General features: G+C 60.3%; 20 protein-coding genes. 10 read left to right on the top strand and 10 right to left on the bottom strand.

The features are described from left to right. Positions 1–206: 206 nt before the first annotated feature. Positions 207–668, top strand: a complete 462-nt coding sequence (locus ACSYTG_RS02295) for an Lrp/AsnC family transcriptional regulator (protein ID WP_489783929.1) — start codon at positions 207–209, stop codon at positions 666–668. 32 nt (positions 669–700) lie between these two features. Here ACSYTG_RS02295 and ACSYTG_RS02300 read toward each other — a convergent pair whose 3' ends face one another. Then, the gene (locus tag ACSYTG_RS02300; RefSeq protein ID WP_086645800.1) at positions 701–1,633 is read right to left on the bottom strand and encodes a LysR family transcriptional regulator; all 933 of its coding nucleotides are present in this window, start codon (positions 1,631–1,633) and stop codon (positions 701–703) included. A gap of 119 nt (positions 1,634–1,752) precedes the next feature. Between ACSYTG_RS02300 and budA the strand changes: the two genes are divergently transcribed. The 9 genes from budA (at position 1,753) to ACSYTG_RS02345 (ending at position 13,138) form a co-directional block, all read left to right on the top strand. Next, positions 1,753–2,535, top strand: coding sequence for an acetolactate decarboxylase (budA, locus tag ACSYTG_RS02305; protein ID WP_086645801.1), 783 nt, complete (start codon positions 1,753–1,755; stop codon positions 2,533–2,535). A gap of 100 nt (positions 2,536–2,635) precedes the next feature. Next, on the top strand, positions 2,636–4,324 hold the full coding sequence (gene alsS, locus ACSYTG_RS02310; protein WP_489783928.1) for an acetolactate synthase AlsS: 1,689 nt from the start codon (positions 2,636–2,638) through the stop codon (positions 4,322–4,324). Positions 4,325–4,506: 182 nt separating this feature from the next. After that, a complete protein-coding gene (locus tag ACSYTG_RS02315) occupies positions 4,507–6,000 on the top strand; it encodes an FAD-linked oxidase C-terminal domain-containing protein (protein ID WP_086645803.1) in 1,494 nt (497 codons plus the stop codon). A gap of 21 nt (positions 6,001–6,021) precedes the next feature. Further along, positions 6,022–7,230, top strand: coding sequence for an FAD-binding protein (locus tag ACSYTG_RS02320; RefSeq protein ID WP_489783927.1), 1,209 nt, complete (start codon positions 6,022–6,024; stop codon positions 7,228–7,230). 11 nt (positions 7,231–7,241) lie between these two features. Beyond that, on the top strand, positions 7,242–8,576 hold the full coding sequence (gene glcF, locus ACSYTG_RS02325; protein ID WP_095349767.1) for a glycolate oxidase subunit GlcF: 1,335 nt from the start codon (positions 7,242–7,244) through the stop codon (positions 8,574–8,576). A 98-nt stretch (positions 8,577–8,674) separates the two neighbouring features. Beyond that, positions 8,675–10,372, top strand: a complete 1,698-nt coding sequence (locus tag ACSYTG_RS02330) for a thiamine pyrophosphate-binding protein (RefSeq protein WP_253530268.1) — start codon at positions 8,675–8,677, stop codon at positions 10,370–10,372. 29 nt (positions 10,373–10,401) lie between these two features. Continuing rightward, positions 10,402–11,145, top strand: a complete 744-nt coding sequence (locus ACSYTG_RS02335; protein ID WP_166116054.1) for a (Fe-S)-binding protein — start codon at positions 10,402–10,404, stop codon at positions 11,143–11,145. After that, positions 11,142–12,548 (top strand): lactate utilization protein B, encoded by a 1,407-nt coding sequence (locus ACSYTG_RS02340; RefSeq protein ID WP_086645808.1) that lies wholly within the window; start codon positions 11,142–11,144, stop codon positions 12,546–12,548. The genes ACSYTG_RS02335 and ACSYTG_RS02340 overlap by 4 nt, the downstream gene beginning before the upstream one ends. Then, entirely contained in the window at positions 12,545–13,138 is a 594-nt protein-coding gene (locus ACSYTG_RS02345) for a LutC/YkgG family protein (protein WP_489783926.1), read from the top strand. Before ACSYTG_RS02340 ends, ACSYTG_RS02345 begins: the two co-directional genes overlap by 4 nt. A gap of 105 nt (positions 13,139–13,243) precedes the next feature. Here ACSYTG_RS02345 and murA read toward each other — a convergent pair whose 3' ends face one another. From murA to dxs, 9 genes are all read right to left on the bottom strand, one after another. Continuing rightward, entirely contained in the window at positions 13,244–14,506 is a 1,263-nt protein-coding gene (murA, locus tag ACSYTG_RS02350; protein WP_086645810.1) for a UDP-N-acetylglucosamine 1-carboxyvinyltransferase, read from the bottom strand. 5 nt (positions 14,507–14,511) lie between these two features. Continuing rightward, the gene (gene dcd, locus ACSYTG_RS02355) at positions 14,512–15,066 is read right to left on the bottom strand and encodes a dCTP deaminase (RefSeq protein ID WP_086645811.1); all 555 of its coding nucleotides are present in this window, start codon (positions 15,064–15,066) and stop codon (positions 14,512–14,514) included. Beyond that, on the bottom strand, positions 15,057–15,281 hold the full coding sequence (locus tag ACSYTG_RS02360) for a hypothetical protein (protein WP_415442983.1): 225 nt from the start codon (positions 15,279–15,281) through the stop codon (positions 15,057–15,059). The genes dcd and ACSYTG_RS02360 overlap by 10 nt, the downstream gene beginning before the upstream one ends. A gap of 160 nt (positions 15,282–15,441) precedes the next feature. Further along, complete coding sequence (locus tag ACSYTG_RS02365) at positions 15,442–17,199, bottom strand: carbohydrate porin (protein WP_253530270.1); 1,758 nt, start codon at positions 17,197–17,199, stop codon at positions 15,442–15,444. 385 nt (positions 17,200–17,584) lie between these two features. After that, entirely contained in the window at positions 17,585–18,439 is an 855-nt protein-coding gene (gene hpnK / locus ACSYTG_RS02370) for a hopanoid biosynthesis-associated protein HpnK (protein ID WP_086645814.1), read from the bottom strand. A gap of 122 nt (positions 18,440–18,561) precedes the next feature. After that, entirely contained in the window at positions 18,562–19,989 is a 1,428-nt protein-coding gene (gene hpnJ, locus ACSYTG_RS02375; RefSeq protein ID WP_179290143.1) for a hopanoid biosynthesis associated radical SAM protein HpnJ, read from the bottom strand. A gap of 146 nt (positions 19,990–20,135) precedes the next feature. Next, positions 20,136–21,311 carry a bacteriohopanetetrol glucosamine biosynthesis glycosyltransferase HpnI gene (hpnI, locus tag ACSYTG_RS02380; RefSeq protein WP_489783925.1) on the bottom strand — a complete coding sequence of 392 codons (1,176 nt, stop codon included), beginning with the start codon at positions 21,309–21,311 and terminating at the stop codon, positions 20,136–20,138. A gap of 74 nt (positions 21,312–21,385) precedes the next feature. Beyond that, complete coding sequence (locus tag ACSYTG_RS02385) at positions 21,386–22,039, bottom strand: ABC transporter substrate-binding protein (RefSeq protein ID WP_086645817.1); 654 nt, start codon at positions 22,037–22,039, stop codon at positions 21,386–21,388. 2 nt (positions 22,040–22,041) lie between these two features. Then, on the bottom strand, positions 22,042–24,084 hold the full coding sequence (gene dxs / locus ACSYTG_RS02390) for a 1-deoxy-D-xylulose-5-phosphate synthase (RefSeq protein WP_278740741.1): 2,043 nt from the start codon (positions 24,082–24,084) through the stop codon (positions 22,042–22,044). Between the last annotated feature and the right edge of the window lie 15 nt (positions 24,085–24,099).

A 24,099-nucleotide genomic window follows, 5' to 3' on the forward strand; every position in this document is an offset into this window, starting at 1 on the left:
TAATTTTATTGTTTTCTCCAAGGCTGCGCAGGGCGCGGCAGCTCATTTTTGCCCTTGTGCACTCAGAAGTGATTATGAAAAGGTGAGAGGCAGGGGGCAGACAGTTTTTGTTCAAAAAGAAGAACTCTGATGATGGAATATTTCTCTTTTAATGAAAAACAAATAACAAAATTTCATATATTTGGGTAATTGGAGAGCAGGGTTCCATGGAAAACTGTCTGGACAAGACGGACCGGCAGATTTTGCGCCTGTTGCAAAATAACGGGCGCATCCACAACAACGATCTGGCGGACAAGGTGCAGTTCAGCCCCGCCACCTGCCACCGCCGGGTGCAGCGGCTGTTTGATGAAGGGTATATTTCCGCCGTACAGGCCAAGGTCAATGCCAGCCGGGTCGGGCTGGGCATGGTGGTGCTGGTCGGGGTTGTGCTGGAGCGTGCGGCAGACAGTTTTCCCATGTTCGAGGCCGCCATGGCTGCCCAGCCAGCAGTGCTGGACTGCTACCTAGTGGCAGGGGATTTTGACTATTTTTTAAAAATCCGTGTTGGGGATATGGAAGGTTTTGACCGCTTCCATGCCGAGGTGCTGAGCGTTCTGCCCCATGTGCGCCAGACCCGCACGTTTTTTGTGCTCAGGGCCGTGGTCGATGCAAGGGGATACGCCTTTTAGCCCCGGTGGCGCAGCCATTTTGGCCCCGCCTGCTATTCCAGATCAAAAAAGTCCTGTTCTGGCTGCCGGTTTGTCCATTTGCGGCAGGCCGTGCGCAGCACGCTGGCAAAGCGGGTGACCAGCGGCATGTTCTGGCCCGCACGTATGGCCACGGCCAATGTGGCCCGTGGGGCGGGCTCGCTAATGGTATGGAAGGTGACCCCCCCGGCATGAATCTGGCTGAGTGAGCGCGGCACAACCGAAACCCCAAGCCCTGCGGCCACCAGCGGAATGGTGCCCGCAATCTGCGGGGCCTGTTGCCCCATAACGGGTGTTACCCCGGCCACCTGATAGGCTGAGAGAATGGCATCATGAAAGCCCGGCCCCAGTTCCCGCGGGAAGATAATCAGCGGGTCCTGTGCCACCATGTCCAGACTGATCACGGGGGTATCGGCCAGCTTGTGCCCACGCGGCAGGGCAATAACCGTGGGTTCATCCAGCAGATGAAAAACCGAAAGTCGCACGGGGTCGGGCACAGGGGGGCGCACAATGGCTATGTCCACGCTGGGTTCGTGCAACGCGGTGCATAGGGAGGGCGTATTGCTCTCCTCCAGAAAAATGGTGACATCGGGCGCCATTTCCCGGAACCGGCGGATAGTGAACGGGATAACCGGCAAAAGCGAGACAGCCCCCGCAAGGCCCAGACGGATATGCCCCATTTCCCCCCGAGCCAGACCTTGCGCGGTGGAAAGAAACTGGGCCTGCAGGTCCAGAATGGTTCTGGCGCGCGGGAGGAGCACGGCCCCGATGTCGGTCAGTTTGACGCCGCGCGTCAGGCGCTCGAACAGGACCACGCCAAGGTTTTTTTCAAGCTGGCGGATCTGCTGGCTCAGGGGGGGCTGTTCCATGCCCAGCGCTTCGGCCGCGCGGGTAATGGAGCCATGTTCGGCCACGGTTACAAAATAGCGCAGGTGTCGGATGTCCATAACCCATATATATCCGATATGGATAACACCGCCAAGATATATTGGAAGACTGCTTCAAGCCGTTATAACATCTGCGTCAGATGAGTATGGGCCGTTAAGCGTTTGAAGGAGTGTTGAGCATGGTAAAGCAGCCGGTAGCGGATATAGATCTGCGGTCCGCGGCGTTGGGGAACGGGGTTGTGGGCAAGCCACCAGTGAACCGCCTTTACCAGACCTCCACCATGGCTGCCCTGCTGGACGCGGTGTACGACGGGGAAACCACGCTGGATGAACTGCTCCAGCACGGCAATTTCGGCCTTGGCACCTTTAACTCCCTTGATGGGGAAATGATTGTAACGGACGGCGTTGTGCGCCAGTTCCGTGCGGAAGGGCTGGCAGCAGAAGTGCCCGGCTCGCTCAAAACTCCCTTTGCCTGCGTGACGTATTTCGAACCCGAAAAAAACGTGATGATCGACACGCCCAAGGACAAGGAAAGTTTTGAAGAGCTGGTGGACCACCTGCTTGGCAACCCCAACCTGTTTGGTGCGGTGCGCTTTACCGGCCTGTTCGAGCGGGTGGATACGCGCACGGTGTTCTGCCAGTGCAAGCCGTACCCGCATATGCTCGAAGTGGTTAAAAAGCAGCCAACCTTTACCTTGGAATCGGTTACCGGAACCATGATCGGCTTCCGCAGCCCGGTTTACATGCAGGGCGTGAATGTTGCTGGCTATCACCTGCACTTTCTGTCCGAGGACCATAAGCGCGGTGGGCATGTGACCGAATACAGAATTGTTAAGGGTATGCTTGAGGTTGCCACAATTTCCGACCTTCAGGTGCAGTTGCCGCGCACAAAGCAGTTTGCGCAGGCCAACCTGAACCCCGAAAGCCTGAGTGAAGCCATTCGCATTGCCGAAGGTGGCTGACACCTTACCGGCCTGACCTGTTTGTTTTTTTTGAACTGCACGGGGTTGTTGCGCGACTTTTCCTCCCGCAACCCCGCCTGACCTGAGGGTTTTTACAACAATGACCAAAATGGCAGATACCACTGCACAATGCGGTGCGGAGCTTATTGTCAAAAATCTGGAAGCGCATGGCATTACCCATGTGTTTGGTATTCCCGGTGCCAAGGTGGACCGGCTGTTTGACGCGCTGGTTGATTCCTCGATCGAAACCGTTGTGACCCGGCATGAGCAGAATGCCGCCTTTATTGCCGGGGGCCTTGGGCGCATTACCGGCAAGGCCGGGGTGTGCATTGCAACATCTGGCCCCGGTGCTTCCAACTTTATTACCGGGCTGGCCACCGCCAATTCGGAAGGGGACCCCGTTCTGGCCATTGGTGGTGCGGTCAAGCTGGCAGACCGGCTTAAGCTGACACACCAGACCATGGATACGGTCAGCCTGTTCCGCCCCGTAACCAAATACAGCGTGGAACTGACCACCCCCACCGCCATTTCGGAAGTTATGGCCAATGCCTTCCGCTTTGCAGAAAGCGGGCGGCCGGGTGCAGCATTTGTCAGCACGCCCATGGATGTGCTGTCCATGCCTGCCAATGCCCCGGTTCTGGCGGACCGTCTGGCCCCGCGCATGGGTGGGGCACCGGCGGATGTGGTGGCAGAGGCCGCAACGCTGCTTAAAAAAGCCAAGCGTCCCGTCATGCTTTTGGGCATGCTGGCCAGCCGCCCGGATGTGGCAGATGCCGTGCGCGCTTTTGTCAAACAGACAGGCGTGCCGGTTGTGGGGACGTATCAGGCAGCTGGTGCCGTATCGGAAGAGCTGGTGGACCGCTTTGGCGGGCGTATCGGCCTGTTCCGCAACCAGCATGGGGACCAGCTTCTGCACGAGGCCGATGTGGTGGTGGCCGTGGGCTACAACCCGGTGGAATATGACCCGTGGCTGTGGAACGTGAATGACGCCCGCCAGATTATCAATATTGATATTGTGGCGGCTGAACTCGACAATGCCTTTGTGCCCGCCATTGAACTGATCGGTGACATTGCCCTGACCCTTGAAGGGCTGGGCGGCAAAGCTGGTGGCCTTGCCCGCGCGCCGGAGCTGGAAGCGGTGCTGGAAGGGTATAAAAAAGCCCGCAGCACTGCGCTGCTTACGGCACGCAGCAGCAGCAACTCCGCCGTGCACCCGCTCCAGATCGTGCGTGAGCTGGAACAGTTTGTAACCCCGGACATGACCCTGTGCCTGGATATGGGAACATTCCATATCTGGCTGGCGCGTTATCTGCTCTCCTTCCGGGCGCGTCAGGTGCTTATCAGCAACGGCCAGCAGACCATGGGTGTGGGCCTGCCGTGGGGGATTGCGGCCAGCCTTGTTAACCCATCGCAAAAAGTTGTTTCAATTTCTGGCGATGGCGGATTCATGATGTCGAGCATGGAGCTGGAAACAGCCGTGCGCCTGAAGTGCAATCTGATCCATATGGTCTGGATTGATCAGGCCTACAACATGGTCGAAATTCAGGAGCAGAAGAAGTACGGCCGTGGCTCCGGCGTGCATTTTGGCCCGATCGATTTTGCAAAATATGCAGAAGCCTGCGGGGCAAAAGGCATTACGGCCACAACGGAAGATGGCGTGCGGCAGGCCCTGCGCGAGGCCATGGATGTGGAAGGTCCGGTGGTTATTGCCGTGCCGGTTGACTACTCGCACAACCACCTGCTCATGCAGCCTCTGGCACAGTTGGGGGAAACCACGGCAGCAGCCTGAACATAGCGCTGCGCTTGACGCAGAACAGGTTCTATTGCTGTCATCCGCTCCATCCGTTTCATTAGCGCGATAATGTTGTTATAACACCACAGCACGGCGCCACTGACGGACGGAGCAAAGGAGGCAGGCAGACTGCCTTTTTTCTTCCATGACGCGGCAACGCAGTATGAAAGAGAACAAGAATGCAGATGCCCGAACCCAACCAGACCATTATAAGCCAGCGTGATGCACTGGCGCAGGGTCTGCGCCAGATTGTGGGAAAAGACTGGGTTATTTCCGACGATGCACAGCGCAGGCCTTACCAGTGCGATGGCATTACCGCCTATATGGCCATGCCGCTGCTGGTCGTGCTGCCGGGGTCTGCGCAGGAAGTGCAGGCTGTTCTGCGTTTCTGCAACGAAAAAGGCGTCAAGATTGTTCCCCGTGGTTCTGGCACATCGCTCTCGGGTGGTGCCCTGCCGCTGGAAGATGGCGTGCTGCTGGTTACGTCCCGCCTGTGCAACGTGCTGGCGGTGGATGAACACAACCGCGTAGCCCGCGTGCAGCCGGGTGTGCCCAATATTAAAATTACCGAGGCCGTCAGCCATCTTGGCCTGTGCTACATGCCTGACCCGTCCAGCCAGTTGATCTCCACCATTGGTGGCAATGTGGCGGAAAATGCCGGGGGCGTGCACTGCCTTAAATACGGTGTGACCGCCAACCATATTCTGGGCATTCAGGCCGTGCTGATGACCGGCGAAATGGTGGAACTGGGCGGGGCCTACCTTGGCGCGGCCGAAGGTGAGCTGGACCTTATGGGGGTGCTGACCGGCTCTGAAGGGCTGTTGGCGGTCGTGACCGAAATTGCCGTGCGGCTGGAACCCGTGCCCGAAGTTGCGCGCGTTATTTCCATGAGCTTCGCGTCCGTGGAGGAAGCGTGCGAATGTGTGGGTGCCATTATTGGCGTGGGTATTATTCCTGCGGGTCTGGAGTTCATGGACCGCAAGGTGCTTGATGCGGTTTCCGTCCTGATCAAGGAAAAGTTTGATGACCGCACGGCCGCACTCCTGCTGTGCGAGCTTGATGGCACGGCGGTTGAGGTGGACGCACTGGTTGGTGTGGTCAGCGATGTGGCGCGTGGGCAGGGGGCTATTGAGCTCAAGGTCAGCACCACGGAGGAAGAGCGCCAGCGCATATGGAGCAGCCGCAAGCTGGCATTTTCCGCCATTGGCAAGCTCTGCCCGGATTATTACTGCACGGACGGCACCATCCCGCGCAACAAGCTGCCCGAGGTGCTGAACAAGATGGCGGACATGTCCAAAAAATATGGGCTGGATTACGCCAACTGCTTCCATGCGGGGGATGGCAACCTGCACCCCATCATCATGTATGATGCCGCCAAACCGGGCGATCTGGAAAAAGCCGAGGAGTTCGGGGCCGATGTGCTGATCGCCTGCGTGGATGCGGGCGGGGTGCTCAGCGGCGAACACGGTATTGGCGTTGAAAAACGTGACCTGATGACCCACCAGTTTACCGAAGTGGATTTACAGCAGCAGCAGATGGTCAAATGTGCGTTTGACCCCAAGGACCTGCTGAACCCGGGCAAGATGTTCCCCACCCTGTGCCGCTGTGCGGAGTTCGGGCGGATGCATGTGCATAACGGCAACCTGCGTTTTGCGGATATTCCGCGTTTCTGATTCTGGTAGGGCATTGCAAGCATGACAGACACACAAACCACTGCATCCATGCGTCCTGCCACAACACAGGACGTTGCAGATATTCTTATGGACGCGGCCAGCCGGGGCGAGCCTCTGGTGGTGCGGGGCAATGGCACCCGTGCCGGGCTGGGTAACCCGGTTGCCGCTACCCGCGTGCTGGAACTGGGCGGGCTGGATCAGATAGATTTTTATGACCCCGATGATCTGGTGATTCGCGCAGGTGTTGGCGCCACGCTGGATGAGGTCGAGCAGGTTCTGGCGCAAAAAGGGCAATACCTGCCGTTTGAACCCCCACGCTATGCCGGGTTGTATGGCACCAATGGCGCGCGCAGCACACTGGGTGGGGCGGTTTCCACCGCCCTGTCTGGCTCGCGCCGGATTCTGACCGGGGCAGCAAGGGACTTTGTTCTGGGCGTGGAAGGCGTGAACGGTCAGGGCGATGTGTTCAAGGCTGGCGGCCGGACCATGAAGAACGTGACCGGCTACGACATCAGCAAACTGGTAACAGGGGCCAACGGTACGCTGGCAGCACTCACAACCGTTACACTCAAGGTGCTGCCCGCTCCACGGGCGGAGGTAACTCTGGTGCTGCCCGCCGCCCCACTGGAGGAGGACGTAGCCCTGTTTGCCAGAATGCGCGCCCTTCCGCTGGGGCTTGGCGGGCTGGCCCGCAGGGTCAATGCCGCAGGGGTGTGCGAGCTGCTGGTGCGCGTGGAAGGCACGGTGCCCGGCGTTGCGGGCAACCAGCAGGTGCTCAATGGCATGCTGGCCACCCGTGGTGGCATGGTGGTGCTGGAGCAGGAGCAGAGCCGCGCCCTGTGGGCCGGTGTGCGTGAACTGGACTGCCTGAATGCCAAACCGGACGAGCTGGTGTGGCGTGTTAACCTGCCCGCCACAACCATGCCCGCCTTTGTGGAGCAGGCGCGCAGTGCAGGCTGCATCAACCGCTTTTTTGTGGACTGGGCCGGCGGTGTGGTGTTCTCCACCATGCGCGGCGTGCAGCCCGAGGTGGATACCCTGCGTTACCGTAAAATGGCGGAAAAAGCAGGCGCGCGTGCAACCCTGCTGCGTGCGCCCGATGCGGTGCGTGCCCAGTTTGGTGCGTTCCCGCCCGTCAGTGCAGGTGTTGCAGCACTGGCCGCGCGCACCCGCACAGCCTTTGACCCGGCAGGTATTCTCAACCCCGGCCGCATGACCGTTCAGGCATAGGAGACGCCCCAATGCTCAGCCATATTCCCCAGGCCGCGCTGGATGCGGACCCGAACGTGCAGTTGGCCAAGGACATTATTGGCAACTGCGTCCATTGTGGCGTGTGCCTCTCGCGTTGCCCCACATACGCCGTCAAGCATGAGGAAAACGACAGCCCGCGCGGCCGTATTTTCCTTATGAAGGACATGTACGAAAAAGGTGGCGTGCCTGATGCCAAAACGGTCGAACATCTGGACCGCTGCCTGACCTGCCTTGCGTGTGAGGCCATTTGCCCGTCAGGCGTGGAATACTCCAAACTGATCGCTCATGGCCGTGAATATGTGGAGGAGCATTACAAACGCCCGCTCTTCCAGCGCGCCGTGCGCGAACTGCTGGTCCGGCTTATTCCCAATGCCCGCCTGTTCCGCCTTGCCATTTTTGGCGGGCGTCTGGGCAGGCCCTTCCGGGGGCTGTTCTCGGGCACCCTGCGTGCCATGCTGGATATGGTGCCAACCAACCCGTTGCCCGCTCCCAGCCCGGTGGACCGGCCGCAAACATTTTTGCCCGCGCCGCAGGCAGGCAAGGCGGTCAAACCGCGCAAGCGTGTGGCGCTGCTTAACGGCTGCGTGCAGACCGTGCTGGACACAGCCATTAACGAAGCCACAATCCGCCTGCTCCAGCGCCATGGGGTAGAGGTGGTGGTCGCAGCAGGTTCAGGCTGCTGTGGTGCCCCTGCCGAACATATGGGGGACGAGGCGCAGGCCCTGCCACTGGTCAAGGCCAATATTGACGCCTGGCTGCGTGAGGCCGATGGCCCGGACGGGCTGGATGCCATTGTCATCAACACATCCGGCTGTGGCACATCTATCAAGGCCTATGGCCACGCACTCAGGCTGGACCCGGAATGGGCGGACAAGGCCGCGCGCGTGTCCGCCATGGCGCGGGACATTACCGAGTTTATGGTCGAGATCGGGCTGGAAAAACCTGCCACCCCCACGGGGCTGCGGGTGGTGTACCATTCCGCGTGTTCCATGCAGCACGGCCAGCGGATTGTGAACCAGCCCAAGGACCTGCTGCGTGAGGCAGGGTTTACCGTGCTGGACGTGCCCGAGGGCTACCTGTGCTGTGGGTCTGCTGGCACCTACAACCTGCTCCAGCCAGACATTGCCAATGAGCTGAAGGAGCGCAAGCTGCGCAACATCCGCTCCGTACATGCCCAGATTGCCGCCAGCGGCAACATCGGGTGCATGACCCAGCTTGCAGGGGAGGCCGGGCTGCCGTTTGTGCACACGGTGGAACTGCTGGACTGGGCTACTGGCGGGCCGGAACCCGCAGCCCTTAAAGGGCAGAAGCTGGCGGCGGAGTAGCCAGCACAGGGCCGCGCTGCACACGGTGTGGCCCGTAGCGGGTTAGATAACGGCGGACACAGGTGCAAGGCGCGCAACAGCGCAGGGGAGCATAAGGCATGTCAGGCATAACAGGGGTGGATACAGCCGGAGGGCAACTGCGCCGTGGGGCTGCCGTATTGCTGGAGGTGTTGCGGAGCGAGGGGGTTGATTACATTTTTGGCAACCCCGGCACCACCGAACTCCCGCTGATAGACGCGCTGCTGGAAATACCCGACGTGCATTACGTACTGGGGTTGCAGGAGGCCAGCGTTGTGGCCATGGCCGATGGCTATGCGCAGGCCGCCCGCAAGCCGGGTTTTTTAAACCTGCATACGGCGGGCGGGCTGGGGCATGGGCTGGGGAACCTGCTAAACGCCAGTGTCTCGCAAACGCCGCTGGTGGTGACCGCGGGGCAGCAGGATTCGCGCCATACCATTTCCGACCCGCTACTGTTCGGGGATCTGGTGCAGATTGCCCGCCCCGCCGTTAAATGGGCGCAGGAAGTCGCCCATGCGGACCAGTTGCCCGTGCTGCTGCGCCGCGCCTTCCATGATTCCACGGCAGCCCCCGCCGGGCCTGTGTTCCTCTCGCTCCCCATGGACGTCATGGAGGAGCTGAGTGCGGTGGATATTGGTGCGCCGTCGCAGATCAACCGGCAGGCTGTGGCCGGTGGCCTGCCCGAGCTGGCCCGTGCGCTTGCGGGCATAGCACCGGGGCGGCTGGCCATTATTGCGGGGGACGAGGTGTACGGCTCCGATGCGGCAGCCGAGGTCGCCGCCGTGGCCCAGTGCCTGGGTGCGCCGGTTTATGGGTCTTCCTGGCCGTCGCGCATTCCCTTTGCCACAGCACACCCGTTGTGGTGCGGCAACCTGCCCACACAGGCAACCGCCATTGCGCAGACACTGGGCGCGTATGACGCCATTTTTGCCCTTGGTGGTAAATCGCTCATTACCATTCTCTACACCGAAGGCCCGGCCCTGCCGCCAAGCTGTGCGGTGTATCAGATGTCGTCCGATGTAAGGGACCTTGGGCGCACGTTCTGGACCCCGCTCTCGGTCGTGGGGGATGTGCGGGCGTCGCTTCAGGCCCTGCTGCCCGAGTTGCAGGTGCTCACACAGGGCAGAGCCGCGGCCTACCACGCGGCGGGCGAGCGTGTGGCCGCCCAGCGCATGCAGCATAAGGCGCAGGCCAGGCAGGCCATGCAGGCCCACCGTAGCGATGCGGTCATCCACCCCAGCGTTGCCGCGTGGGAAGTGGTGCGCGCCGTGGGGCCGGATATTGCCATTGTGGATGAGGCCATAGCCACATCCTCTGATGTGCGTCTGTTTTTGGAAAGTGCGTGGTCTGCGCAGTATTCGTTCCTGCGTGGCGGTGCGCTGGGCTGGGGCATGCCCGCAGCGGTTGGGGCCTCACTCGGCCTTGGGCGCGAGCGTGTGGTCTCCCTTGTGGGGGATGGGGCGGCCCTGTATTCGCCACAGGCATTGTGGACTGCGGCACATGAAAAGCTGCCCGTTACTTTTGTGGTCATGAATAATCAGGAGTACAACGTGCTCAAGAACTTCATGCGGCAGCAGAAAGATTATATTTCCGCGCGGGAGGGCACATATCCGGCCATGGATATTGTTAACCCGAGCATAGACTATCAGGCGCTCGCCCGTTCCATGGGGGTGCCCTCCACCAAAGTGACACGGGCGGCAGATATTGCCCCCGCACTGGAGGCCGCCTTGGCGACTGATGGCCCATCGTTAGTGGAAATTGTGATTGCAGCGAGCTGAGGAGGCTCGCTTCTTTACCGGGGGTGCGTATGAAAATCGGGTTGTTTATTCCCTGTTATATAGACGCGTTTTATCCAAACGCGGGGATTGCCACACTGGAACTGCTGGAAAAGCTGGGGCAGGATGTGGAATATCCAATGAACCAGACCTGCTGCGGCCAGCCCATGGCCAATTCGGGCTGCAACAAGGATGCGGCTGCGGCAGAGGCACTGTTTGTTAAAAACTTTGCCAGGTATGATGCTATTGTCATGCCGTCCGGCAGTTGCACGCACCATGTGCGCGATAATTTTGACGCCATCGAGCAGACCGATGACGTGCGCCATGTGCGTGAAAACACGTTTGAGCTGGTCGAGTTTTTGCACGATGTGCTCAAGGTGCAGGACTTCCCCTGGGCGGAGTTCCCGCACAAGGTGGGGCTGCACAACAGCTGCGGCACCCTGCGCGCCCTGCGCACGGCCAGCATGTCCGAACTGGGTGAGCCGTTCTTTTCCAAACCCATGGACCTGCTGGGCAAGGTCAAGGGTATTTCCTTTGCCACACCCAAACGGCCGGATGAATGCTGCGGTTTTGGTGGCACCTTCTCGGTTACGGAGGAGGCTGTTTCGGCCAAAATGGGCACGGACAAGGTGCGGGACCACCATCAGGCAGGGGCTGAGTATATTGTCTCGGCCGATACGTCCTGCATGATGCACCAGCAAGGGTGTGCGGAGCGGGCCGGTGTTCCTATCCGCTTCATTCATATTGCTGAAATTCTGAATGGAGCGCGGGAATGAAAGTCAAACCTGTCAACCACGCCAAGGCGGCTGAAGCGTTTATCGAAGATACCGCCCACATGGATTTCCATGACGAACGGCTGTGGGACCTGCGGCAAAAGCGTGATGGGCAGATGCACATTCTGCCCGAATGGCAGGAACTGCGCGCACGTGCATCCGCCATCAAGGAGCACACGCTGGCCAACCTGCCAGAATACCTTGAACAGTTTGAGGCCAACGCCAAAAAGAACGGTATTCATGTGCACTGGGCAGCCGATGGCGCGGAACATAACCGCATCGTTGGCGAAATTCTGGAAAAGCACGGCGCCAAATCGCTCATCAAGAGCAAATCCATGGTGACCGAAGAATGCTGCATGCGCGAGTATCTGGAACCACGCGGCGTTGTGGTGACGGAAACCGACCTTGGGGAGCGCATCCAGCAGCTGGATAACCAGATGCCCAGCCACATTGTGGTGCCAGCCGTGCATAAGCTGATCCCCGATGTCGCCAAGATTTTTGCCGAGCACTATCACACGGACCCCAACGACAACAGCGCGCAGTCCCTTGCATGGCAGCAGCGGCTGGCTGCCCGCCCGGTTATTCTGTCCGCCGATGCGGGTATGACCGGCGGCAACTTTGTGGTGGCCGAAACAGGCTCCTTTGTTGTCTGCACCAATGAAGGTAATGCCGACCTGAGCGCGACTGTACCCGGCCTGCACATTGCCACGATCGGGATCGAACGGCTGGTGCCGCGTATGGCGGATATGGGTGTGTTTATCCGCCTGCTTTCACGCTCGGCCCTTGGTTCGCCCATTACGCAGTACACAACGCATTTCCGTGGCCCGCAAAAAGGGAGCGAGATGCATGTGGTGCTGGTGGATAACGGGCGTTCGCACCGTTTGGGCATGGAGGACTTCTGGACCTCGCTCAAATGTATCCGTTGTGGCGCATGTATGAATACCTGCCCGGTTTATCGCCGTTCGGGTGGTCTGTCCTATGGTGCGGTGTATTCCGGCCCCATTGGCGCGATTATTGACCCTACCTTTAACGAGCGCAAATACAGCACGCTGCCTTTTGCCTCGACCATGAACGGGAGCTGCACCAATGTGTGCCCGGTCAAGATCAACATTCACGAACAGCTCTACAAATGGCGGCGTGTTCTGGCCGAACACCACGAATTGCCGTTTGTAAAGCGTGAGGTCATGCACATGGCGGGCAAGCTTATGGGCCAGCCTACCCTGTACCGTGCCGCCATTAACGGGACCGAGGTCGCGCTCAGCACCATGCCGCGCTTTGTGCTGTATAACTGGCTTAACCCGTGGGGTAAGCACCGCGAACTGCCGCATCCGGTCAAGCAGACCTTCCATAGCTGGTACAAGCAGAACCGCCTGAAAACCAAAAAGAAGGAAGGGGAAAGCGCATGAGCACCTCGCGCGATGCCATTCTGACCCGCCTGCGCGATAACAGGCCAGACCCCAAGGCCCACCCGCTCCCCCCCGTTGCACGTCTGGGGGATATGGATAACGGGCAGGCCCGGTTTGAAAACAGCCTCCAGATTCTGGGCGGGCAGGTGCTGGAACGGCAGGAGGGGGACACACTGGCCATCGCCATTGCCCGCCGCTTCCCCGATTCCAAGGTTATCTGCTCTGCCGTGCCGGATTTTGAAGGTACGATCCGCATAGAAGAGCTGGGCACACCCCAGCAGGCCGCCTCGGTGGATGTGCTGGTTGTGCGCTCCCCCTTCGGCATTGCGGAAATGGGTTCGATCTACCTGAGCGAAGCCCAGTTGCAGGACCTGAACTCTGCCGCCCATCTGACCCAGCATATTGTGGTGATCCTGTCGGCCAAAAACCTGACCGCCAACATGCATACGGCCTATATGGACCGCCCCGAGTTCCACACCGCCAATTATGGTGTGCTCATGAGCGGGCCATCCGCCACGGCGGATATTCAGGGTGTGCTGATCCGCGGTGCGCAGGGCGTGCGTACTCTGAGCGTGTGGTGGGAAGACTGAGCCTTGTCCCCCCATTTCGCCTGAAGGCGGGATACGCATAAAAAAAGCCGGAGCAGTTTATGCTGCTCCGGCTTTTTTGCGCTCGGGTCGAGGGTTAACGGGCGTTCAGTCCCGCACGCGCTCGATCAGTGCGCCACATTTGGCCAGTTTGCGCTCCACCGCCTCATACCCCCGGTCAAGGTGGTACACGCGGCTCAGAATGGTCTCTCCATGGGCGGCAAGCCCTGCGAGAATGAGCGAGAACGAGGCCCGCAGGTCGGTCGCCATAACCGGTGCGCCAGACAGGCTGTGTACCCCACGGATAATGGCGGAAGAGCCGTGGACGTTAATGCGCGCGCCCATGCGGTTGAGCTCGGGCACATGCATGAACCGGTTTTCAAAAATGGTCTCGGTAATCATGGAGGCACCCTCGGCAACCGAGAGCAGGGCCATGAACTGGGCCTGCATATCGGTCGGGAATCCGGGGTAAGGCTCGGTCATGATGTCGATCCCGCGCAGCGCTCCGGTGCGGCGCACGCGCATGGTGTCCCCATCCTGCGTGACTTCGGTTCCGCATTCTTCCAGTGCACGCACAACAGCGCCCAGATGGTCCATCTGCCCGCCTACCAGCCGCAGGTCCCCGCCTGTAATGGCGGCGGCACAGGCATAGGTGCCGCATTCAATACGGTCGGGCATAATGCGGTGTTCGGCACCGTGCAGGGCTTCCACGCCATCAATTAAAATGGCGGAACTGCCCGCACCCGTAATGCGGGCGCCCATGGCGTTCAGGCAGTTGGCCAGATCCACCATTTCCGGCTCACGCGCGGCGTTAATGATTTCGGTTTTGCCCTGTGCAAGCGTTGCCGCCATCATCAGGTTTTCAGTCGCCCCGACCGAGGCAAAAGGCAGAATAATGCGGTCGCCAACAAGCCCCTTGGGAGCGCGGGCGTTAATATAGCCGTTTTCCAGCGTAATTTCCGCGCCCAGTGTTTCCAGCCCTTTAAGGTGGAGGTCCACCGGGCGGGTGCCAATGGCGCACCCACCGGGGAGGGACACGCGCGCCTCCCGGCAGCGGGCCAGTAGCGGGCCAAGCACCAGAATGGAGGCCCGCATTTTGGAAACAATGTCATACGGGGCTTCGGTATTGGTAATATCCCCCCCGACCGACAGGGTGGAGCCATCGCCCGTAACATCATGCACTTCCAGCCCGTGCTGCTCCAGCAGGGCGCGCATGGTGGCAATGTCGGCAATATGGGGGACGTTGGACAGCACCAGCCGTTCGGAGGTCAGCAGCCCCGCCACCAGCAGCTTGAGGCCCGCATTCTTGGCCCCGCCAATGGTAATTTCGCCGTGCAGGGGGCGGCCGCCGCGGATAACAAAATGATCCATGGTTTTTACATCCGGGGCGTGGCAACGCCACGCTGGCCCATATATTTGCCTGCACGGTCCGCGTAGCTGGTCTCGCACGGGGAATCGCCCTTGAAGAACAGGAACTGGCAGATCCCCTCATTGGCGTAAATGCGCGCGGGCAGGGGGGTGGTGTTGCTGATCTCGATCGTGACCTGCCCTTCCCATTCCGGTTCAAGCGGGGTCACGTTTACAATAATGCCGCACCGCGCGTAGGTGGACTTGCCAAGGCAGACCACCAGCACATCCCGCGGAATACGGAAGTATTCAATGGTATGGGCCAGCACAAAGCTGTTGGGCGGAATAATGCATTCATCCGCCTTGCGGGACACAAAACCTTCGGGGCTGAAGTTCTTGGGGTCCACAATGGCGTTGTTCACATCCGTAAAAATACGGAAATCATCGGCCACGCGGGCATCATACCCGTAGGAGGACAGACCGTAGGAAATAACGCCTTCGCGCTTCTGGCTTTCCACAAACGGTTCGATCATGCCGTGATCGTGCGCCATCTGGCGGATCCATGTATCGGGCATCACGGGCATGTCTTGCTCTCTCCATTACCGGGGGGCTGTGTAGTGGCGGGGGATGGCTCCTCCACCGTGTTATGGTCCTGTCTGGTCCGGGCCTGATCCTTGCGGCGGCGCAGGTTGGCGCGCAGTGCCGCAGCCTGGCGGGCAAGCCGCTCGGCGCGGGCCGCCTCCGCTCTGGCGGAAAGGGTCTGTCCGGAAGATTGGGTTTTGTCGGGCGTGTCAGTCATGCCAGATGCAGCAAGGCCAGTCGCGTACGGGTTAAACGTTCGCCTTGCTGACTAGCAGACGTACCGCGCCATGCCTAGAGCCTGCCACAGGGGCGGGCGGCCTTTGTGCTGTTTTATGCGTGCCTGCCGGTGCAGTGGGCGCACCGGCAGGGGGTGGTTTTTACAGGTTGGCAATAACCTTGAGCCCAATCAGGGCCGCATTGGGGATGTGGTGTGTTTCGCCCGGGTGGATCAGATACTGGAACTCAGGCTGGACCAGCACGCCATGTGTGGCGTCAATCCCGTAATACGCTTCGACCAGTTCGGAATCATTCTGGATTCCGCGAATGGTCGATCCCAGTGAGTACCCGCCATCCACGGCCAGAATTTCGCTCTCCCGGCGGCGGCGGCTGACCTTGTACCACGAATACAGCACACCAAAACGGTCGGTCAGGCGGGTGGGGATCAGCCCCACAAACGACAGGCCGCCATAAGCCTGGTCCGATATGTTGACCACGTGCGGGGTGGCATGCACGTAACCTGCCATCAGGTAGCCACCGGCCATCTGGTTACGCCCGCCAAGGCGGTAGATCATCTGGTCTGCCTCCAGCCACATGGCATCGGAGGGGGCGGAGCGTGTGCCGGGCAGGGTGTCGGCAATGCGCTTGGGCAGGACCGAGCCTATCTTGTCCGCATACCGGGTGGTGTCGTGCTCATACCCCAGCACGTAGTGGCCGGGCAGGCGGTTGCGGGTCAGGAACGGTGCCCAGGTGAACTCGATCGGCAGGGACAGGCCCGTTGCGTTCTCGGACCCCCATGCCCAGCCCGAGGGGTTCTCGCTCAGGGTGCTTACGGAGTAAGCGCCAACCTGTATGGCCGTATCCCGCGTGGGGCGGAAGCGCGCGCGCGCACCCCATGTGGCTTTTGGGTACACGCTCATGCCCGGTAGCTGCTTGATGGCCACAGGGGCCGAGCAGGTGACCATGAAGGAGCACAGCAGCGGAGATGTCGCGAACACATGGGTGAGCGACATACGGCCGAAAATGATGTCCAGCTTGTTGTTGAGCATCTTTTTCTCGGCGTACATGTCCACTAGATGCGCCGCGACGTTGCCCGAGAGCGTGTACACTTCCTGCAAGGCCACATAGTATTCGCCTGCGCGTACGTTCTGCGCGGCACGGCCTGCACGTTCCATAACCAGCCCGTGCACGGACCAGCCGTTAAGTGCCGAGTTCATGCGGCCCAGATCAAACGTGGTCTGCAAGGTCAGCTCATGCACGTAGCTGATGCCTTTCTGGCCCGGTAACCCGCCAGATGCCAGCCCCATGGCTTCTCCCTTGTAGGAGAAGGAGAACGAAAACCCCTTGTCCCTCAGCCGGTCGCGGAAGGGCATCAGCTGCGGAATAAGGTGCCCCGTACCGGCTGTGGGCACGTAGTACGGGTCTGGCAGGTCGTAATCACGCTGGGCGTCCCAGCTTGCGGGCAGCAGGGCGGAGGGGCCTTCCCCATTGATCAGGGAGTCCAGTTCGATCTGGTGCAGCGAGTGGGGTGTTTCCGATGGCATGATCGGCATCACGCTCAAAGGTGCCAGACCGGGGGACGGCAGAATGGGCACCCCGCTTGGCGGAATGGGCGTGTTGGGTGGACGGCGGATGGCGCTCAGGTCCGGGCCAATGGTTTCCGCATCCAGCGGGCGTAGGGACTGCGCAGGCAGGGCATGGACCTTGCTGCCGGGGTTGATGATGGTGTCGGAAATAGGCGCCACACTTGGCTGGGCCGTAAGGGCGGAGGCATGGGTGGTCTGGGCCTGTGCCACGCCAGAACCAAAAGGCGCATGCCACACGGAGGCCAGCGCAATGGCGCAGGCGGCGGTTGTGCGGGTGTGTTTTGGCCCGTGTTCGGGGGTGCCGGGGCGCTGGGTGCGGTGTATTTTTGGCATTGTTATTCCGCTTCCTCTCGCTCTTGCTGGAGGGAGTTGTCTTATGCGTGCAGGGGTTTGTTTAAGGGAGCGTGCTGCTGGGCCTGCTGTTCAGGCCGTGCGTACAACCCCATGAACCGGCAAGGCATGGGCGTAATGCCACAGCGCGCGAGGCTGGGCGGCATAAGAGCGGAGGCGGATATTCCGCCGGGCAGAATGTGCGACCATGTGACAGACCGTTATTGTTTTTGTTGTTGTCGGTCTGCCATCAGGAGCATGAACGGAAATGTCCGGTCAAGGGCGGTTTTGAAACATTATTACCCAAAACCAAACAAAATAGGTTTTTTAGTAAAAACGGAGTGCAAATTTTTGTTATAACGATAAATTTGCAACATACGCGCAGCAGCTATGCTCCACGGGCGATGTCCTGCCAGCCGCAAAGCTGCGCTCCCGCCTGCTCCAGCCCCTTGCGAAAGCCCGGAGAGCAGAGTGCCTTGAACTCGGCCTCATGCTCGTATGTGGGCATCAGTTCTGCGAGCATGGTGTTCTTGTGGGTGGCAGGGTGGAAATAGATCTCGGACACACCATCAGGCAGGTGGGCTGCCAGAGCGGCCATGCGCTCGGTGGTCATGTGCCCGCTCCAGGCCAGGCCAAAGCACCAGTCATTCGTGGCCATGCCCGCAGCATGGGCCTGATGGCGCAGCAGGGCGGTCCAGCGGCGCAGGGCGGCATCGCCCAGCGTGTCGGTATAGGTGCCTGCGGCATACAGGGGGCGGGGTGGCTCCAGAGGTACCCGCACGGCATTCAGCCCGTAGCCTTTGCCTATGCCAATCATCATTTTGCCTACGGTGGGGTGCAGGTGCATGTGCTTGTGAGCGTTGGCGTGGTCCAGCGGCAGGCCCGTGCGGCTGAAGGCTTCAAACTGGGCGGTAATTTCCGCCTCCAGTTCCCGCCGTCCTTCGGGGCGGAAGAAGTAGTCCACTCCAAGCCCGAGCTGGGAGGAGGAGAACCAGCCATTATCGCGCGTAATCAGCGGCAGGCGGCTGTGGGGCAGAACCGATGGTCCTTCAATAACCACCAGATGCAGGCCAACATTAAGGGAGGGCAGGCGTTTGGCCCGTTCCACGGCATCCTGTGCAGCAGGGCCGGACACCATAAGACTGGCAGTTGAGAGAACGCCGTTGATGTGGGCCTGTTCAATGGCCTCGTTCACTTCAACCGACATGCCGAAATCATCGGCGGAAATAATGGCGCGTTTCATGGTTCTGGCAGCCCTTTGTAACCTTTGCCTGTGTCTAACACTGGCAGGTAGGGGCTGTCATGGCTGTTCTGGGTGGGGGACTTATGCGCCATTCCCCACCCAGTGCCATGAGTTATGCCAGATCAGGCAGCCTTGCGGCCTTTAAGGAACTGGAAGAACTCCACACCTTCGCGCAGGCGACGCTTCATCATCTGGGGCGAACGCACCATTTCACCCACGATGGAGGCAATCTTGGGAGCGCGGAAGTAGAACTTCTTGTAGAACTCTTCCACGCTGTTGAAGATTTCGGTGTGCGACAGGTGGGGGTAGTGCAGCGGTGCAATCTGCACGCCGTTGTCGTCGAGCAGTTCGGCGTTGCTTTCGTCCAGCCAGCCGTTTTCCGTGGCTTCCTTGAACAGGGCCGTGCCGGGGTACGGTGCGGCAAGGGAAACCTGCAGCGTGTGCGGGTTGATTTCCTGCGCGAAGCGAATGGTTTCCTGAATGGTTTCCTTCGTTTCGCCCGGCAGACCCAGAATGAAGGTGCCGTGGATCTTGATCCCCAGTTCGTGGCAGTTCTTGGTGAACTCACGCGCCACTTCAACGCGCATGCCTTTTTTGATGTTGTGCAGGATCTGCTGGTTGCCGCTTTCGTAACCGACCAGAAGCAGGCGCAGGCCGTTGTCACGCAGGACCTTGAGCGTGTCGTAGGGCACGTTGGCCTTGGCGTTGCACGACCAGGTTACACCCAGCTTGCCCAGTTCGCGCGCAATGGCTTCGGCACGGGGCAGGTCGTCGGTGAAGGTGTCATCATCAAAGAAGAACTCCTTAACCTGCGGGAAGTACTGCATGGCCAGACGGATTTCGGCTGCCACATGCTGCGGGCTGCGGGTGCGGTAGCGGTGGCCCCCCACGGTCTGCGGCCACAGGCAGAAGGTGCAGCGCGATTTGCAGCCACGGCCCGTGTAGATGGAAAGGTACGGGTGCATGAGGTAGCCGATGAAGTAATCTTCAATCCGCAGGTCACGCTTGTACACTTCGGTCACGAAGGGCAGGGCGTCCATGTCTTCGATCATGGCGCGGTCGCGGTTGGCAATAATTTCGCCATCCTTGTTGCGCCACGTAATGCCGTCCACGTCCTTGAAGTCCATGCCATCGGCAATGTCCTTGATCGTGTAATCAAATTCATTGCGGGCAACAAAGTCGATGGGCGCACCCTTGAGCAGGCTTTCTTCCGGCTGAACGGCCACCTTGGCGCCAACCATGCCAATCTTCAGGTTCGGGTTAACGTCCTTGAGCATCTGGGCCACCTGCACGTCCTTGGCAAAGGACGGGGTGGAGGTGTGCAGCACCACCAGATCACGGTTTTTCACGTCTTCCAGAATGGGCTCCATGCCCATGTTGGCGGGGGGGGCGTCAATCAGGCGGCTGCCGGGAACCAGAGCAGCAGGCTGGGCCAGCCATGTCGGATACCAGAAAGATTTAATTTCACGGCGGGCCTGATAGCGCGAGCCTGCGCCGCCATCAAAACCATCAAAAGTTGGCGGCTGGAGAAAAAGGGTTCTCATCGTCATCGGTTTCTATCCTGACAAGGGCGTAGAACGGTGGGGTCCAACAGTAAGCTCCGGCATAAATGCTGGCTCAAGGACTTCCGTATCTGCATTTGGTTTAGGCAAATACTCTGGCGTATAGGAAGAAGGCAAGTCTTTGCATGCGTTCACTAGGGTCCGGGGGAGAGAGTCCTCACGGGTGTTGGTGCGGTATTGGGGTGGGGGGCAATGTGCATGGTCTGGCCCCGCCAGTGGACTTCTGTCCCACTGGCACTCCCCACCATAATGGCGGCAGACAGCCAGTCCCGCAGGGGAAGCAGCAAAAGAGGCCACAGCGCGCGGGCACCCACGGCGCGGTCAATCAGCAGCGAAGTAACTCCGCGCATGGCCCATATGCCCCAGAAGAATGGCAAACTCCATGCCGCGTGTGGCTGAAAAAGCACAACCAGCGTCGCCCAGAACAGGGGGAGCTGGATGGAGGAGGCCGCATACCCTGCTGGCGCCAGCGTGCACACTGTGCGGCCCCAGCGCAGTTCGTGCCGCAGCAGTTCACCAAAGCTGGATTCGGCAATGGTGGTCCACGTCATGCATTCGGCAATGGCAATGTTCATGCCAGCCTGCCGTACCAGCCTGCCAAGCAGGGCATCATCGGCCACATGGGGTAAAAGGGCTTCCAGCCCGCCAATGTCATCCAGTGTCTGGCGGCGCAGTGCCATGGTGGCGCCCAGGCAGTCCTGCCGCCCCAGATAGCGCGAGAGCATGACACCGGGCAGAAAATTATGGTTGATCTGGCAGGCTGCCAGCATCTGCACAAGGGAACCACTTGCCGGCAGACCCGCGTACAGGGTGGTGACCAGTCCTGTATTGGGCTGGTGCAGGGCCGATACAATGTGTTGCAGGTAATCGGGCCGTACATGGATGTCGGAATCGGAAATAACCAGAATATCGTGCCGCGCCTTGGGCAGAATATTCATCAGGTTACTGATCTTGCGGTTCAGCCCATGCAGGGTGGGGTCCACCACAAGTTCCATGTCCAGCGAAGGGTGGCGTTCCTGCAGGCGGCGTACAACGGCAATGGCGGGGTCATCCGCATCGCGCACGCCAAACAGGATCTGCATATGGGGGTAATCCTGTGTACAAAAGCTCTCCAGAGCTTCTTCCAGCAGGGGTTCGGAGCCGTACAGGGGTTTGAGCACGGTTACCGGCGGGGGGCTGCCCAGCACAACAGGTTGCCGCTCATTGCGGCGGAAACGTGCCAGCAATCCAGCCCCCAGAGAGGACTGGATACAGCCAGTAACAGAAAGAAGCGCGCTGGCAGCAGCCAGAAGAGGAAAAACCGCTACCATGCCCCGACCATCATGCGCCCCGTAATGGGGGAGTGTGTCTGTTTGCGTTGCCGCACGCGCCTGTTCCTGTTCCCTTAGTCTTTGGCGTAGGCCTGAGCCTTGCGCTCAAGAACGCTGATAAGGCCAGAAACGCCACCCGAGGTCAGCGTGGAGCTGAAGTCCGAACGCTGGGCCGCAGCCTGGCTGATGCGGGCATCGCTGAGCAGCACGTCCACAATTTTCCATGACCCGCTGGCATTGTTCATGATGTAGCTGATCTCGGTCGGGGTGGAGCCATCGCTCGCGCCAAGGTCGGTAACCACCAGCTTGTTGCCGCCAACGGCCGTGTCGGTCACGGTGGGCTGGATGGTGAACTTGATGTCCGCACCCGGCTTGAAGTTGCTCACGTAGCGCGAGACGGTATAGGCCTTGAATGCGGCCAGAAGCTTCTGCTTTTCGTCTGCATTCAGCCCGTTATAGCGCAGGCCGATGGAGGCTTTGAGCACGGCTTCCAGATCATAGGATTTGTCCACTGCTGTGGCCACGATCTGGCTGCGCTCGGCAAAGCTGCCGTGGGACTGCACGATCTGGTCCAGCGCTGTGTACAGCGTTTGCACGGGGGCAATCACTGCACTGGACGGGGCGGACTGGGCAAACGCAGCCGGGGCGGATACGCCAGCCCCAGCTACGGGAAGAAGCGCCATGCTCATGCCAAGCACGAGCCCTGCGCGGAAGGAAATACGTTTCATGCTTACGATTTTGTCCCGGTTGCACGGTTTGACAAGGTTGCTTCGAGCATGTCTCCGATGCCCGTAGCGCTCACACCCAGTGCGTTAAGGGCGGTAGCGACGATGTGGGGTGCGGAGAGCCCGGCCTCGTCATACTGCGCGTCCTGCGTGTTGTGGTCGATAAAGCGGTCGGGCAGGGTCATGGGGCGGAAGCGCACCCGGTCAAGCAGCCCGGTGCGGGCCAGATGGTGGCAGACCTGTGTGCCAAACCCACCTTCGGACCCTTCCTCAATGGTGATCAGCACCGCATGGTTGCGGGCAAGGTTTTCCACTAAAGCCGTATCAATCGGCTTGGCAAAGCGGGCATCGGCCACGGTCGGGGGCAGACCCTGCGCTGCCAGCATGTCGGCTGCCTGCAGGCAGGCCCCAAGCCTTGGCCCGAGCGAGAGAATGGCAATGCCACCCGTCTGCGCACCGGACTGGCGCCCCATCTCGCGGATAATGCGGCCCTTGCCAATTTCCAGCACCTGCCCTTCGGCAGGCAGGTCCAGCCCAAGCCCGTTGCCACGTGGGTAACGCAGGGCAATCGGGCCTTCATCAAACTCAGCGGCTGTGGCTGTCATGTGCAGCAGTTCCAGCTCGTCCGAAGGGGCCATGATGGTCATGCCCGGCAGGCAGCCCAGATAGGCGATGTCAAACGACCCGGCATGTGTTGCCCCATCGGCCCCGACCAGACCCGCGCGGTCAATGGCAAAGCGGACCGGCAGATTCTGGAGCACCACATCGTGCATGACCTGGTCATACGCACGCTGGAGGAAGGTGGAGTAGATGGCACAGAATGGGCGCAGCCCCTCGGTGGCCATGCCTGCGGCAAAGGTAACCGCGTGCTGCTCGGCAATGCCTACGTCAAAAAAGCGGTCGGGGTAGTTCTTGGCAAACGCATCCAGCCCGGTGCCGGACGGCATGGCCGCGGTAACCGCGGTCAGGCGCTTGTCGGTCTGGGCACGGCGGACAAGTTCACGTGCGAAAACCGAGGTGTAGCTGGGCGGGCCTGCGGGGCCTTTCTTCTGCTCACCGGTAATGACGTTGAACTTGGCTACGGCGTGGTATTTGTCGCCTGCGTTTTCTGCCGGGCGGTAGCCGTGGCCTTTTTCCGTAATCACATGCAGCAGGATGGGGCCTTTATCCGTATCGCGCAGGTTGCGCAGGATATTGACCAGCTGCGGCAGGTCGTGCCCGTCTACCGGGCCAACGTAGTAAAAGCCCAGCTCCTCGAACAGTGTGCCGCCGGTAATCATGCCGCGTGCGTATTCGTCCGCCTTGCGGGCGGTACGTTCCACCGGAGCAGGCAGCTTTTTAACGAATTTCCCCGCCAGTTCGCGCAGTTCCATGAACTTGCGCGACGACATGAGACGCGAGAGGTAGTTGGACATGGCCCCGACCGGCGGAGCAATGGACATCTCGTTATCGTTGAGGATCACGATCAGGCGTTCAGCGCCCGGTCCGGCCACTGCGGCGTTGTTCATGGCCTCATACGCCATGCCGGCAGAGATGGAGCCATCGCCGATTACCGCAATCACATTGCGTTCACGGTAGGAGGGGTCATCCTCGGCACGCAGGTGGTGCGCCACCGCCATGCCAAGCCCTGCGGAAATGGACGTGGAGGAATGGGCCGCGCCAAACGGGTCGTATTCGCTCTCGGAGCGGCGGGTAAAGCCCGACAGCCCACCCGGCTGGCGCAGGGTGCGGATGCGCTCGCGCCGTCCGGTCAGAATCTTGTGCGGGTAGGCCTGATGGCCCACATCCCAGATCACCCGGTCATCGGGCGTGTCGAACACCGCGTGCAGGGCTACGGTCAGCTCCACAACACCAAGCGAGGCCCCAAGGTGCCCCCCGGTGGTGGAGACCGCGTCCACAGTTTCGGCCCGCAGTTCGTCCGCAAGCTGCTTGAGCTGCTCAACAGACAGGTTGCGCAGGTCCGCAGGAACCCGAACACGATCCAGCGCAGGAAAACGGCCAAAAGTGGGAATCGGTGACGCGGCGTTCTGGTTTTTAGAACTGTCCATGCGATTGTTTCCATC

It is taken from the genome of Acetobacter sp. ESL1128, from assembly GCF_058505085.1.